We start from the raw sequence: 15651 nt of genomic DNA, 5'->3' as shown, positions 1-15651 counted from the left end.
GAGGCGCTTCTGCAGGTCCCATAACCGAGATATTTTTTCCCCGGAGCGCGACTTAACGCAATACACATGCATAATGTTCTGCGGTTTGGCGCTGCTTAGAAGACACAATAAAAGAGGCAAGATGCCCATAGGGGACAATAATCATGCTGACGTGCTGCAATCTCCCGTATGTAAAAAATCTTCTGGTTGGCATAAAAGTAAAGCTTTTATGACCGGATAACCCAGTTGATAGGTTTGCAATAATCCTAAACTTTCCAATCCCACCCGCCCTGCTCTTCTGGTCACTTGAAAGAAAATTGATTTTTAAAAAAAGCTTTGCGGATCGATATCAATTTGAACTCGAACGGAACTGGGCATTTTGGGACTATTGCTAAGCATTGCACGAATAAACCCTTGGATATCAAAAGAGCGCTGTCCTTGCAGTAAAAGCCGAAAACGATAACGCCCCCGAACCAGAGCCAAAGGCGCTTCTGCGGGTCCCATAACCGAGATATTTTTTTTTCCCCAAAGCGCGGCTTGACGCAGGGCCCGCGCATAATGTTCTGCGACTTGGCGCTGTTGTGCCGATACAATCAAAGAAGCAAGACACCCATAAGGAGACAAATGATAATATTGGCGTGCTCAAAATCTCACGGGTGTAAAATTCTTCTGGTTGGCATGAAAGTAAAGCTTTTATGACCGGATGACCCAGTTGATAGGTTTGTAATAATCCTAAACTTTCCAATCCCACACGCCCTGCTCTTCCAGTTACTTGAGAGAGAAAATTGATTGTTAAAAAAAGCTTTGTGGATCAATATCAATTTGAACCCGGACGGAACTAGGCATTTGGGGACTATTGCTAAGCATTGCACGAATAAACCCTTGGATATCAAAAGAGCGCTGTCCTTGCAGTAAAAGCCGAAAACGATAACGCCCCCGAACCAGAGCCAAAGGCGCTTCTGCAGGTCCCATAACCGAGATATTTTTTTCCCGTGGCGCGGCTTGACGCAGGGCCCGCGCATAATGTTCTGCGGCTTGGCGCTGTTGTGCCGATACAATCAAAGAAGCAAGACGCCCATAGGGGGGTAAATGATAATATTGGCGTGCTGCAATCTCACGGGTGTAAAATTCTTCTGGTTGGCATAAAAGTAAAGCTTTTATGACCGGATGATCGGGTTGATAGGTTTGCAATAATCCTAAACTTTCCAATCCTACCCGCCCTGCTCTTCCAGTCACTTGAGAAAGCAGCTGGAAGGTACGTTCACTCGCGCGTAAATCGCCATTGGCAAGACCAAGATCAGCATCAATAACCCCCACCAGAGAAAGCTTGGGAAAATGATGTCCTTTAGCGACCAACTGTGTCCCAATAATAATGTCTACATCACCATTGGCAATGGCTTGCAATTCGCTTCGCAACTGCCCAATTCCCCCTTTGAGATCTGTTGAAAGAATCAATGATCGCGCCTGCGGAAAAAGCCCTTGTGTTTCTTCTGCAATTCTTTCCACACCCGGTCCACAAGCCACGAGATGGTCTAATGTCCCGCATTCAGGACAGGCTTCTGGAAGTGGTTGATGATAGCCACAATGATGACATTTTAATTGCCCTTGCGCACGATGTTCAACCAACCAACTTGAACAATCGGTACAATGAAAACGATGTCCGCAAACTCGGCATAAAGTTAAAGGCGCATAACCACGGCGATTAAGAAAAAGCAGCGCCTGCTCGCCTTTCTCAAGTGTTTGTTTTAAAGCCTTTTCAAGAGCAAAGGAAATAAAGCGCCCCTTTTGCACCCCTCCTTGACGCATATCAACCACCCGCAACTGTGGAAGTGCAACTTCTTTAAAACGAGAGGGTAAATACACCTTTTGATAACGCCCTTTTAAAACATTGGCTTGACTTTCAATCGACGGAGTGGCTGAGGATAAAATAACAGGAAAATGCTCAAAAGAGCCCCGTGCAACTGCCATATCACGCGCATGATAAAAAATGCGCTCTTCTTGTTTATAAGCGCTATCATGCTCTTCATCAACAACAATCAAGCCAAGCGCGTGGAAGGGAAGAAAAAGTGCCGAACGAGCCCCCGCAACGACACGCACCCGCCCTTCTGCAACTTGCCGCCAGACGCGTTCTCTACGACGCGGTGTCAAATCGGAATGCCATTCTGCTGCCGCAGCGCCAAAGCGTGCATAAAAACGATCTAAAAACTGCTGTGTTAAAGCAATTTCCGGCAATAAAATTAAAACTTGGCTACCCCCTTTGAAAGCTTGAGCAACTGCTTCAAAATAAACTTCTGTCTTTCCTGAACCCGTAACACCATCCAGCAAAAAAACTTGAAACTGAGAAGACAAAACCCCTTCCCGTAACAATGTGGCTGCCTCATTTTGTGCGCCCTGCAATTGAGGAGCGCAAAAATCAGGATCAGGCATGCCCACAAGATCAGGAGCAGGAACCTTAACCTCTTCAAAAATTCCTAGCGCTTTTAACCCTTCAACAACAGAAACAGAAGTTCCAGCCGCATGCGCAAGCCCCACACGTGTCCATATTTTCTCATTGCGCACCAATTCCAAAACCCGTAAGCGCGCTGGTGTGAGACGTTCCACATCTCCCCCACAATAGCGCAATCCCAGCATCTGTGCTTCGGGCTCTAAAGCGGCCGGTACGGATAAAACCAATCGTGCAACAAGACCAAAAGGCGTCATCGTATAACGACTCACAAACCGCAAAAATGTAATCATTTCTGCCTTTAATGGGGGACAATCAAAAACATGAAGCACAAAGCGTAATTTTTCACGCGCCACCGAAGCAGTCCGTTGCCCATTCTTTGTCTGCTCTCCCACATCTACAACAAAACCGCAAAGCTCACGCCCCATAACAGGAACACGAACAAAAGAACCAAGTTCCACCTCCATAGAAGACGGAACTTTATAACTATAAGCATGCGCAACAGGAAGAGGAACCAATACAGAGACAACCTTTTCCTCTATCATGTTTGAATTCATCTTTTTAACCAATCTACAATTCCCCCTTATCTAAGATCATCTTATCTACGATCCTCTTGAAAACCAACAGATCTATACTTTATCTTTAAACACCCTTATAAAACGCATTGCGGATAAAATTCATTACGAGATTCAATCACTCTCCCTTTACGACAATACTTTTCTTTCAAAAATTCTTTTTCATACGCATTCCATTTCTAAAACACCAACAATGAACACAAGGTCATCCTCTATAACAAAAAACAGCGCCATTCTTCTGTGCAAATAAAGTTCATCACGATTAAGCTCTCAACATTATATCGTAGATGTGCCCCTCAACAAAGCTATCCCATAGTATGACTTCATGCTCAAGATACATACTTTTATTGTCTTTCCACCTCACATCTCAAATTATTATTAATATATTGATTTATAAAGATAAATTATTTTTTCTCTCATAATAAAAACGCTCAACATGAGAATTTTTTCGTTATAAATAAATTGAAAAACTTCACGCGTAAAACGCAAGCCTTCTTCAATGGTGTTTTACGACACAAAAATCCATTCACTGACACGCGACAAGAAAAACTAAATGTAAACCCTTGAGAAAAGGAAACGTCAAAATTCTCAGATATCAAGAGCAATCACCAACCAAAAACGAACAAAGGGTGTGATAATACTCGCCTATTGCCATAACTATAAAGCTATCGCTCTGCAAAGATGCCGATAGGCAAAAATGCCAAGATACAAAAATGTTCGTGCACAATGAATCCTATGCCTTATTACGAGCAACGCCATGAAAGAGGCATGAAAACAACACGAAATCTTTCTTTACAGAAAGTGGATGCATGATGAATAGCATGGCATTCTTTTTCATTAACACCATGACATTCCCATTTTCTAAAGAGATCTTCATTCTTGCTCTTGCTTTTGCCATCAACAATAGCGCATAACAAAAAACAGGATAAAATGTGAAAAGCTTTGAATAAAAAAGCTAACAAGAAGAGGTTAGAGATGAAGTTTTTTGTGGACAGCGCCAATATTGAAGAAATACGAGAGTTACAGAATTTAAGCCTTGTTGATGGTGTGACCACCAATCCCTCTCTGATCCTAAAATCAGGACGCAATATTCTTGAAGTGACAAAAGAAATTTGTTCTCTCGTAAGGGGACCTGTTTCTGCTGAAGTTGCAGCAACAGAATTTGAAGACATGATGAAAGAAGCAGCTGTTTTAGCAAAGGTTGCTGACAATATTTGCATCAAGCTTCCTTTAACACTTGATGGATTAAAAGCTTGTAAAGCCCTTACAGCAGAAGGATTAAAAACAAATCTCACACTTTGTTTTTCTGCCAATCAAGCCTTACTTGCTGCCAAAGCAGGTGCGACATTCGTTTCGCCTTTTATCGGGAGACTCGATGATTGCGGAATAAATGGCAGTGAACTACTTCATGAAATTCGCACAATTTATGATAACTATAACTTTGAAACGCAAATCTTGGCAGCATCAATCCGCACCGTTAATCATGTCAAAGAAGCAGCCCTCAGCGGTGCTGATGTTGCAACAGTTCCACCAGCAATCTTAAAAGCCCTCATCACACATCCCCTCACTGATAAAGGGTTGCAAATATTTCTCAACGACTGGAAAAAAACCGGACAAAATATTGGCTAGTGGCTAAGAATTTTATGAGAAAGATCTTTTGAAAGTAACAAAAAAATCTGTTCAGCGAGCTCTTCTGCTACACGTTTTTTTGCATCTTCTTCTGCTTGCATCGTTGCATATTCTTGACGAAGCCGCTCAAAAGATGCATTCATGATTGCTGTTCCTTTTGCAACAGGGATATTTTTCATATCCTGCAAGGTATAGGAAGCTTTGCTCATAACAGTTCCAACAGAAGGGCGTCCTTTTCTCTTTTTCTCAAGATCAACCTCTATCTGCATCGATTCTCTTGTAAGGACGGATACCTGCAATGCCAATCGATAAGCCGGTAGAGAAGGCTTACCACCCTTTCCATACAAAAGGAACAGCAGATGATTGCGCACCATTTGTCCAAAACGATCCGAAGGCTCTTCCACAACAATAGAGGCAAGCTTTTGCGCAAGCCCCAAAGAAGCTTGCTGAGAAGAGTCCCCATAAACAGCAGAATTCATTGCACTTAAACTCTGCGACTCTTGACGGTAAAGCGGTTCAACTTTGCACCCACACAACAATGTGAAGACACCCGCTAAAACGACAAGCAGAAAACTTTTAAAGAACGACATTCACAATCCTTTGTGGAACAATAATAATTTTTTTCATAGGTTTTTCAACCAGCTGTGCCTGGACGAAATCTAAAGCCAAAACCGCTTCTTTAATCATCGCCTCACTCGCTGTTGCAGCAACAGTCACCTCACCGCGTTTTTTACCATTAATTTGTACTGGCAAAGTATAGCTTTCTTCAACGATTAATGCGGAATCATATACAGGCCAAGCAAGTTCAGACATTAAAGTTTTCCCCCCTAAAGCAGCATGGCATTCTTCCGCTAAATGCGGCATGATAGGTGCAATCATGGCAAGAAAAAAATCCATGGCCTGACGTAAAGCCGCTTTCATTTCATCCTCAACATCTGCTACCTTATTGAGCAAAGGTGCCATAATATTCAAGAATTCATAAAGGCGTGCAATAGCGCGATTAAAAGCGAATTTTTCTAAATCATCTTCTACAGCGTGGAGCATGCGATGCGCTGCCTTTGACAATTCTAAAGCCGCCCCCTGATGCCCTGCCCGGGGCGCCACATCCTTTAAAACAGCAGCACTCAAAGCCACATGGCGCCAAACACGCTGGACAAAGCGATGTGCACCTTCAACACCCGATTCTGTCCAGATAACATCTCGCTCAGGAGGAGAATCTGACAACACAAACCAGCGTACCGTATCAGCGCCGTAAGATGCAATAATATCATCCGGATCAACGACATTCTTTTTTGATTTTGACATTTTCTCAATCAAACCAATCGTCACTTCGCTTTGATCGGTTAATTTATAAGCACACCGCTTTCCATCTTTTTCAACAATCGAAATCTCTGCTGGAGAAACCCACCCTTGATCATCTCGATAGGTTTCATGCACCACCATCCCTTGGGTAAAAAGCCCCTTAAAAGGTTCATCCACACTCACATGACCGACCAATTTCATAGCACGCATAAAAAAGCGCGCATAAAGAAGATGCAAAATGGCATGCTCAATTCCACCAATATATTGTTGCACAGGCAACCATTCAGCGGTTGCTTGTTTTTCAACAGGTTCTGATGCAAAAGGAGCTGTAAAGCGCGCATAATACCAAGAAGAGTCAACAAATGTGTCCATGGTATCCGTTTCACGTTTGGCAGGTTGACCACAGATCGGGCAAGCAACATTCTGCCACATTTCATGCCGCGCAAGAGGATTGCCCGGTTGATCAAAAGTAACATCATCCGGCAATACAACCGGCAAATCGGCCCGTGGTACAGGCACAACGCCACAAGATGTACAATGGATCATAGGAATGGGGCATCCCCAATAACGTTGACGCGAAATTCCCCAATCACGCAATCGAAATTGCACCGTTTTTTTCCCTTGCGGCTGCCCATGAAGCACTTGTTGTTCAAGCCTTTTGGCGGCTTCTTCAAAGGCTTGTTGGGGTGTCAAGCCGTCCAAAAAGCTGGAATTGATCATCACCCCATCACCCGTATAAGGCATTTCAGCAAGAACAAAATCTTCTACCTTAGTTTCCCTTGGCAAAACCACTGGTTTTATCGGAAGATCATATTTACGCGCAAAATCGAAATCTCTCTGATCATGAGCTGGACAACCAAAAATAGCTCCCGTACCATAGTCCATCAGCACAAAATTAGCGATATAAACGGGAATATGCACTGTTTCATCAAAAGGATGCACCGCCACAAGAGGGGTGAGAACCCCTTGTTTTTCAGCTGTTTCAAGTGCTGCTGTTGTCGTTCCACCACACCGACAATTTTCGATAAAAGCCGCTAAGGCTTTGTCTTTTTTTGCAAGAGATTGTGCAATGGGATGATCAACAGACAGAGCCAAAAAGGAAGCACCAAACAGTGTATCAGGACGCGTTGAGTAACAAACAACCTCATCAAATGCCTCACAAGCATCATCAGCACCACCTGCATCATCAGCTGTTGACTTTAAAGCCCAACGAATCAGCAAACCTTGGGATTTCCCGATCCAATTTTTTTGCATCGTGCGAACTTTTTCCGGCCATTGATCCAGTTCTTCAAGCCCCGCCAAGAGATCTTCACTAAAATCGCTAATTTTGAAAAACCACTGGGTCAACTCACGTTGCTCAACCAACGCGCCTGAACGCCAACCCCGTCCATCAACAACCTGCTCATTGGCCAAAACAGTGTGGTCAACCGGGTCCCAATTGACCTTCGCCACTTTACGCGCCACCAACCCCTTTTGATAGAAGTCAAGGAAAAGCATTTGTTGGCGGTGGTAATAGTCCACATCACACGTTGCAAACTCACGCGCCCAATCGAGTGAGAGTCCTAATTGCTTTAATTGCCCACGCATAACCGCAATATTTTCATAGGTCCAAGTTTTAGGATGCACTTTACTTTGCAAAGCAGCATTTTCAGCCGGCATACCAAACGCGTCCCAGCCCATAGGATGAAGCACGTTAAAGCCCTTTGCACGTTTATAGCGTGCTACAACATCTCCCATGGCATAATTGCGCACATGCCCCATGTGAATGCGACCTGATGGATAAGGGAACATCTCTAAAACATAATATTTTTCGCGACCATCTCCTTGGACAGTCTGAAAAATTTTCTTTTCATCCCAAATTTCTTGCCATTTTTTTTCTCTCGCACGTGGATTATAGCGCTCGCCTATCTTATAATGTTCAATCGTCATTCCCATTATACTCTTTTAATTTATACTTTTTAATAAAACTGAACCAAAAACTTGTTTTATTATGCTTGACCATGGATTAATCTCATCGTCAACATTTTCGTGAAATATTTCCCTAAGTATTTTATAAAAACACCAACCCTTGAATAAAACTTGAACAAAATTTAAACAAACACGATAAAGCACAAAAACATGAATACACACACGCCCCCTCATAGCCCCTCCCCCCCACATAACTCTTCTATTGAAGCATTACACAACCTTCAAAAAGACATTGCGGCACTCTGCCAAGAGCTACAACGCCCCAGGGAAGAAGTTGAACTTATCGCTGTTTCAAAAACTGTTTCCATAGAGGATATACGTCCTCTTTTACAAGCAGGTCAATCTCTGTTTGCAGAAAACCGCGTACAAGAGGCGGCACAAAAATGGCTCGGGTTACGTCAACAATTTAAAAATATTAAACTTCACCTCATCGGTCCCTTACAATCCAATAAAGCCGCTGAAGCTGTAAAGATTTTTGATATCATTCAAACGGTTGATCGTGAAAAAATAGCCAAAATTTTGGCAGAAGAAATGCAAAAACAAAAAAGGCATATCCCCTGCTATGTTCAGGTCAATATTGGCTTAGAACCGCAAAAAAGTGGTATAGCACCGCAAGAAGTAATCCCTTTTGTTTCTCAATGCAAAAACAACTATGGACTTGATATCATTGGTCTTATGGCCATCCCCCCTGTGGACGAAAACCCTGGACCCTATTTCGCTCTATTAGCAAAGCTAGCAAAACAAGTGGAACTTCCAAAGCTTTCCATGGGCATGTCCAATGATTTTAAAACAGCTCTGCAATTTGGTTCGAATGTCCTTCGCATTGGCTCTGCTTTATTTGGCAAACGCCCCGTGTAAAACCTCATGTAAATACATTCCCCCAAGATACATTCCCCCAACCCATTGAAAACTCTATGATACAAGCCAAAAGCAACAGAAATGAAAAAAAACCCTCACTATCAATAAAAAGTGCAACTCTAGCAGAAAAAATGCCCGTCCCTCTTTCACCCTATGAGCAAAATGAACAAAAAAGCTTGGGAATGTTGGTTATAATTTATAGAAAATAGCGACAAAGATATCTCTGAAATTAGTAGTTTTGTAAATATATTCGAGAGAATATACCAAATATCTATGGACAAAATAATTTTCAGAGATATCTGCTATATAAAATATTATAATCAGGATCTTTTTATAATGAATATTCTTTATAAAATTGCAAGATTGCTCTTAATACTCATTGTATTTATCCCTATATATGCTACTTTTGTTAAAACATTCGGTGGTTGGAGTTGGAAACAATCCATAATGACAGGATTATTTGTGTGAATTCTATTTTTTATTTCTGATAGTTTGTGTAGATACTTTGGTTTATATTAATAGTTATCGGATGAGTTCCGATTACACTGAATAAAATAGCGATGGTGCTATTTAATGAGAAATTATCATTTATAATGTCAGATTTTACTTATAAAATTATTGGATCATTGGCGGTAGCAGTTTTTTTGGTTTAGTACATCTTTTTTATTATAAATTTTTTTCTTATAGTTGGAAAGATTCTCTAAAAAACGCATTATTAATAAGCATTATGTTCTTTTTTGTTAGTATTTTATTAAACTATATTGGTTTATCTCAACTTTTGAGAAATATTTTATAATGAACATTCGTTATGAAATCATAAGGCTGTTTTGCATTCTCATTGTATTCATCCCTATATATGCTATTGGTTTTAAAAAAATTGGTGGTTACAGTTGGAAAGTAGCTATAAAATCAACATTATATACAGTAATTCTGTTCATTGTTTTTGATATTTTGCGTAGATACTTTGGTTTATATTAATTTTATTGAATTTATTATTTAAAAATTTATTCCTTAAAAATGAGTGAATACAAAAAATATTCGAATTGATCACCTGTGAAGTACTCTTCATCTGCCTCTTATATGATATTTAATATCTTTATGCTTTTATAAAAAGCTCTGTACGACAATAGGCTCTGCCGTATTTAGATATCCTAAAAGCATAGAATCCCCTCTTTAATATCACCACATCAGATTTTAAAAATTGACTATTCCAATCTTTGTCATTTAGTCTACCCTCATAATGAAAAGCTTACGGGGAAGTTTTGCCTAAAAATACAGTGGGCTGATTTTCCCTAAGATAAATCAAAAGAGGGAAACATGACTGAAAAAATTTATCCGATATCAGAAGAGATCAAAAAAAATACTTTGCTCGATGAGGAAACTTATCAAAAATGGTATCGAGAAAGCATCAATGATCCAGAAAGCTTCTGGGCAAAACATGGTCAATGTATTGAATGGTTTAAACCTTTTACAAAAGTAAAAAACACTTCTTTTAATGAAGATGTATCAATTCAATGGTACGAAGATGGGATAACAAATGTAGCCTATAATTGCATTGATCGTCATCTGAAAACCCATGGCGATCAAATTGCGCTCATTTGGGAAGGGGATAATCCTTATCATGATAAAAAAATAACCTATAACGAACTTTATGAACATGTTTGTCGTTTTGCCAATCTTTTAAAAAACCACGGTGTCAAAAAAGGCGATAAAGTAACCATTTATCTTCCTATGATTCCCGAAGCAGCCTATGCCATGCTCGCTTGTGCCCGCATTGGTGCTGTTCATTCGGTTATTTTTGCAGGCTTTTCTGCTGAAGCCATAGCAGGACGCATTGTTGACTGTGAATCGACCTTCATTATTACTGCTGATCACGGCTTGCGGGGTGGCAAACGAATTAACTTAAAAGACAATGTTGACCATGCTATTGAAATAGCCGCCCGCCAAAATGTGCGTGTCGATCAAGTTATGGTTATACGGCGGACTTGCGGACCAATTGATTGGATAGATGGGCGTGATTTTTGGTACCACGAAGAAATCACTCATGCAAAAACAGACTGTCCAGCAGAACCAATGAATGCTGAAGATCCGCTTTTTATTCTTTATACTTCAGGCTCAACCGGCAAACCCAAAGGTGTTTTGCATACCACAGGGGGCTATCTTGTTTATGCCGCAATAACCCACAAATATGTTTTTGATTATCACCCTGGTGAAATTTACTGGTGTACAGCTGATATTGGTTGGATTACGGGGCATTCTTACTTGGTTTATGGTCCTTTATGCAACAAAGCCACCACTTTAATGTTTGAAGGCACGCCAACCTTTCCTGATAAGGGAAGATTTTGGGAAATTGTCGACAAACACCAAGTCAATACGCTCTATACAGCACCAACCGCTATCCGCGCCTTAATGGGGGCAGGAAATTCATTTGTTGAACACTCAAAAAGAACATCCTTACGTCTTTTAGGAACCGTAGGTGAACCCATTAATCCAGAAGCATGGGAATGGTTTTATCACACAATTGGAAATGACCGTTGTCCGATTCTCGATACATGGTGGCAAACAGAAACAGGGGGACACATGATCACCCCCCTCCCCGGTGCAATACCTCTCAAAGCAGGCTCCGCTACACGTCCTTTCTTTGGGGTTCAACCCCAAATCGTTGACGAGCAAGGAAATATTCTGGAAGGGGAAGCAGAAGGCAATCTTTGTATTATTGACTCATGGCCAGGACAAATGCGCACGCTCTATAAGGATCATGAGCGCTTTATCGAAACCTATTTTTCCACCTATAAAGGGAAATATTTTACAGGCGATGGCTGTAGACGCGATAGTGATGGCTATTATTGGATTACAGGGCGCGTTGATGACATTCTCAATGTTTCAGGGCACAGACTAGGAACAGCAGAAATTGAATCAGCCCTTGTTTTGCACCCTGCTGTTTCTGAAGCTGCTGTTGTTGGTTACCCTCACCCCATTAAAGGACAGGGGGTCTACAGTTTTGTCACCCTCATGGAAGGAACAGCGCCAAGTGAAGAATTGCAAAAAGACCTTATCAAGCATGTCAGAAAGGAAATAGGCTCCATTGCTATATTGGATAAAATTCAGTTTGCTCCGCAGCTTCCCAAAACGCGATCAGGAAAAATTATGAGACGTATTTTACGAAAAATCGCTGAAAATAATTTCGATAATTTAGGAGATATTTCAACCCTTGCCGAACCACAAGTTGTTGAAGATCTAATTGCCAACCGACAAAATTAAAAACACCATGGTTTAACGCACAATATCACCGGTAGGCTTTAGCCCTTTGCTAAAATAATCCCAGCATTCTTGCTAAAGCCGCCGGTAAAAATCCAAGCCAACACCACTATTTTGTTTGCAACCCAAAATATTGCACCACTCTTATAGCATAATCCTTCATAAGAGATAATTTGCACTTTAGATGTTTTATCCACACACACATTTCAAACCGCAAACGAATGCTATAAAAGGCTTGCCATGGTTTTACTGTCGGTAAAACTTTTTTATCAATTTATCAAATTGTAAGATGATAAATTATTCTTATAAATCAATCTATTTTGGCAAAAAAACAACAAAAAAACTTTCAAAACCTTTGAAAACAAATCGTTTTTTTCATAACCCATCCAAAAACAAACAAAGATTAAAATTATAAAAGATGCGTTTTAATACACATTAAAGCAAAAAATACACAAACCCCATCAACCACAAAACGAGAAAGATCAAGATTAAGTCGAAAAACAAGCATAGCAGTTCTTATGTTTCTGCTAGAAACACCTTGGAATTCCTGCTAAAATCATAAATAAAGGTAAAATAAAGAAATATAAGAGATATTTTACAAACAATATTTCTAAAGCACAGATTAAGAAATATTGCGCGTTGTGAAGTATGAACAAGATTGAAAACAATAGGAGCAAAATTCCTGAGAGTAATACACTATAAAAACAGAAGTGGTAACGAAAAGTGATTCATTTTGAAAATGTCGGTCTGCGCTATGGAATGGGCCCAGAGGTCCTTCGCGATATTAGCTTTCATATTCCTGCTGGCTCATTTCAATTTCTCACCGGGGCCTCTGGGGCGGGTAAAACATCATTGATGCGTCTGATGTTTTTGGCACTCAAACCCACCCGCGGTCATATTGATCTATTTGGAACAGATACAGCGTTGCTCAAACGACAAGAGCTCCCTGCGCTACGACAACGTATCGGTGTAGTTTTTCAAGATTTTCGTCTTCTTGACCACATGACCACTTATGAAAATGTTTCCTTGCCCTTACGCATTAAGGGACAAGAAGAAGCAACCTATCGCAGTGAAGTAGAAGATCTTCTCTGTTGGGTAGGTCTTGGCGATCATATTCATGTTTTACCACCAGTTCTTTCCGGTGGGGAAAAACAAAGAGTCGCCATTGCGCGTGCGCTTATTGATCAACCCGAAATTCTGCTTGCGGATGAACCAACAGGAAATGTCGATCCGCCCTTGGCAAAACGCCTGCTGCGTTTGTTTATTGAATTAAACCGTTTTGGAACAGCTGTTATCATTGCCACTCATGATATCGCCTTAATGGAACAAGTTGCAGCACGGCGTATGCTCCTCCATAACGGACGGATGACGATTCATGAATAAATTTTTCCCCGTTTTTACCAGCAATAAAAAAAACACAACAGCGATTATTCCCAGTGGCAATATTTCTGGAAAAGCGCTAGTAGCCGTGATTGCTATTATGACATTTCTCTCAAGCCTCACCTTAATTGGTGTTGATTTAGTCCAGCGTTCTGCCAAAAATTGGAGCAATCAAATTAGCTATGAAGCAACAATACAAATACGCCCCGTTGACAATGTTGATATCAACAAAGCACTTCATGAGGCAGTAACATTGGTTAAAACCTTCTCTGGTGTACAAGATGCAAAAATTGTTGACCAAAAAGCCACTGAAAAGTTACTGGAGCCATGGCTTGGAACAGGTTTTAATGTCAATGAACTCCCTCTTCCCCGTCTTATCATTGTCACCTTGAAGGAAGATGAAACAATCAATTTTGCTGCCATCAATCATGCCATTAAAACTCAAATTCCAGGCGGTCAATTTGATGATCACCGTGTTTGGATCCATCGTTTTGCAACCATGGCATATACCACGGTTTTTATTGGTTTTTCAATTTTAGCCTTGGTTCTAGGCTCTCTTATCCTCACCATCATTTTTGCCACCCGCAATGCATTGGCAGAAAATGCCTATATTATTAATGTGTTATATTTTCTTGGCACTGAAACCCTTTTCATTGCGCGTCAATTTGATTGGCATTTTTTTAAAACTGCGCTGCGCGGTGCTTTGTATGGTGGTCTCACAAGCATCTTTCTGTTTTCAGCCTTTTGTTTCTGGACGAATTATAACCTAGGAAGAGCAGAAGCCAGCCAAGTAACGGCTTTATTAGGACATATTTCCATAAGTTCCATTCCTTATGGAAAAATCATTCTCCTTATTATTTTTGTTTCTTTTCTCACCACCCTTACCAACCGCATGACTATTTTAGCGCAACTGAAAAAAATCGATCAATGTGAAAACGGTTTATTTTAATTTTATGACTCACAACAGCCCCAACTCATTGACGCAAAACAATTTAGACCGCTCTGTTCCAAAACGGCTCCACTATAGTTGGTCTCCCCGCTGCTTATTTCGCTATTTTCCCCCCACAACACTGACTCTTGTAGTCATTGTTTTCATTTTTTGGGGTGGTTTTATTATTTTTTCTGAAAAAACCGAACGACTTATCCCCCCAACGCCTCTTCCCAAGGCCGATGCTATCATTGTGCTTACAGGCGGAGAACACCGAATAGAGACAGGACTTCATCTCTTACAAAAGGGGCTTGGTTCACGACTCCTCATCAGTGGCGTAAATACCTCAACCAATCTAAAGAGTTTCATGCATAACATGCATATTAGCCCACAGCTTATCTCCTGTTGTATTGACATTGGGCATCAAGCGATTAACACTAGAGGAAATGCCCAAGAAAGTGCCGCTTGGATAAAAAAGCATCACTATAAAACCCTTTATATCGTCACCCATGATTACCACATATGGCGCTCGATGCGTGAACTTAAATATCTCATGCCTGATATCCATTTCATTGCTTATCCTGTGAAAAAGAGCAAAGCTGAAAGCACAATACAACAGATCAAACAAACCCGTATTCTGATATTCCAATATATTAAAACACTGCAAGTCTATATCAGAACCGTCTTCTGACCTTTCCTCTTATGACTTTAAACTTTTCCTCTTCTAACTGCTTCATACCGTTCTCTCCATACTTTTCCACACGAGTTACCGCTATAAAAGATCGACAGAACTTCCCTTCATGTCAAGAAATACACCCCAATACACGTGTCATTGTCTTGCATGTTCACCCAAAGACATCTCTTACAGCCCAAACTTGATCTCACGACACAGATCTACCGATGACATCCCAACGGTATTAGACAGCTCTCGTAAATAGAGCTCCCCAGACAGCTATAAGATCTCCAGACGTGTCATAAAAATCTCTTTATATTACCATCTTTACGCTTCCATAAAAAATGCAAATCACCCCATCTTAATATTTTGCCATCCCCCAATATGACGATAGCTCTTAAAAACCACTTTGGATGATGAGCAAGGGGCATGCGTTACGCCTTTAACAGTATTCATAGACCAACCTCATATGACATGCAAGGCAGTCATTTTAAAGGCTTAAAAGTGAGAAAATTGATGATTCTTAGAGTTCTCATTCAAGAGAGCGAACGTTAAATGATCATTATAAATCAATAGATTACTAACAATCTCTTCATTCTATAACGCATCTTCATAAGAGCATTTTAGATCACAGATACAATAAGCTCAAAACGCACAC

At 40.8% G+C, this 15651-nt stretch carries 10 protein-coding genes and 1 pseudogene; 6 read left to right on the top strand and 5 right to left on the bottom strand.

Going from position 1 to position 15651, the window contains the following annotated elements; all coding sequences use genetic code 11:
• Positions 1–303: 303 nt before the first annotated feature.
• Together PVV57_RS02285 and PVV57_RS02280 are read right to left on the bottom strand one after the other, a co-directional pair.
• Positions 304–772, bottom strand: a pseudogene (locus tag PVV57_RS02285) (primosomal protein N'); the annotation flags it as partial.
• On the bottom strand, positions 772–2979 hold the full coding sequence (locus PVV57_RS02280; RefSeq protein WP_273718786.1) for a primosomal protein N': 2208 nt from the start codon (positions 2977–2979) through the stop codon (positions 772–774). The pseudogene PVV57_RS02285 and the gene PVV57_RS02280, both read right to left, overlap by 1 nt.
• Positions 2980–3972: 993 nt before the next feature.
• Here PVV57_RS02280 and fsa point away from each other — a divergent pair.
• Complete coding sequence (fsa, locus tag PVV57_RS02275; RefSeq protein ID WP_273718690.1) at positions 3973–4626, top strand: fructose-6-phosphate aldolase; 654 nt, start codon at positions 3973–3975, stop codon at positions 4624–4626.
• On the opposite strand, the gene PVV57_RS02270 is transcribed toward fsa, so the two are convergent.
• A complete protein-coding gene (locus PVV57_RS02270) occupies positions 4623–5216 on the bottom strand; it encodes an LPS assembly lipoprotein LptE (protein WP_273718688.1) in 594 nt (197 codons plus the stop codon). The two genes, fsa and PVV57_RS02270, sit on opposite strands and share 4 nt — an antisense overlap.
• On the bottom strand, positions 5203–7857 hold the full coding sequence (leuS, locus tag PVV57_RS02265) for a leucine--tRNA ligase (RefSeq protein ID WP_273718687.1): 2655 nt from the start codon (positions 7855–7857) through the stop codon (positions 5203–5205). Before leuS ends, PVV57_RS02270 begins: the two co-directional genes overlap by 14 nt.
• Positions 7858–8046: 189 nt before the next feature.
• Here leuS and PVV57_RS02260 point away from each other — a divergent pair, with 189 nt between their 5' ends.
• Positions 8047–8754 (top strand): YggS family pyridoxal phosphate-dependent enzyme, encoded by a 708-nt coding sequence (locus PVV57_RS02260; protein ID WP_273718686.1) that lies wholly within the window; start codon positions 8047–8049, stop codon positions 8752–8754.
• Positions 8755–10071: 1317 nt separating this feature from the next.
• Positions 10072–12015 (top strand): acetate--CoA ligase, encoded by a 1944-nt coding sequence (gene acs / locus PVV57_RS02255; RefSeq protein ID WP_273783359.1) that lies wholly within the window; start codon positions 10072–10074, stop codon positions 12013–12015.
• A 38-nt stretch (positions 12016–12053) separates the two neighbouring features.
• On the opposite strand, the gene PVV57_RS02250 is transcribed toward acs, so the two are convergent.
• Positions 12054–12209, bottom strand: a complete 156-nt coding sequence (locus tag PVV57_RS02250) for a hypothetical protein (protein ID WP_273760950.1) — start codon at positions 12207–12209, stop codon at positions 12054–12056.
• A gap of 526 nt (positions 12210–12735) precedes the next feature.
• Between PVV57_RS02250 and ftsE the strand changes: the two genes are divergently transcribed.
• From ftsE to PVV57_RS02235, 3 genes are read left to right on the top strand one after another with little or no spacing between them, the layout of a single operon-like run.
• Positions 12736–13395, top strand: coding sequence for a cell division ATP-binding protein FtsE (gene ftsE / locus PVV57_RS02245; RefSeq protein WP_012232498.1), 660 nt, complete (start codon positions 12736–12738; stop codon positions 13393–13395).
• The gene (locus tag PVV57_RS02240) at positions 13388–14341 is read left to right on the top strand and encodes an ABC transporter permease (RefSeq protein ID WP_273718683.1); all 954 of its coding nucleotides are present in this window, start codon (positions 13388–13390) and stop codon (positions 14339–14341) included. The genes ftsE and PVV57_RS02240 overlap by 8 nt, the downstream gene beginning before the upstream one ends.
• Before the next feature lie 4 nt (positions 14342–14345).
• Entirely contained in the window at positions 14346–15011 is a 666-nt protein-coding gene (locus PVV57_RS02235; protein ID WP_273718682.1) for a YdcF family protein, read from the top strand.
• Positions 15012–15651: the final 640 nt, after the last annotated feature.

It is taken from the genome of Bartonella sp. AU15XJBT (assembly GCF_028618615.1).
Classification (GTDB): domain Bacteria; phylum Pseudomonadota; class Alphaproteobacteria; order Rhizobiales; family Rhizobiaceae; genus Bartonella.
The sequence above is the reverse complement of the archived record's forward strand: the minus strand, read 5'-3'. Positions and strand labels throughout refer to the sequence as shown.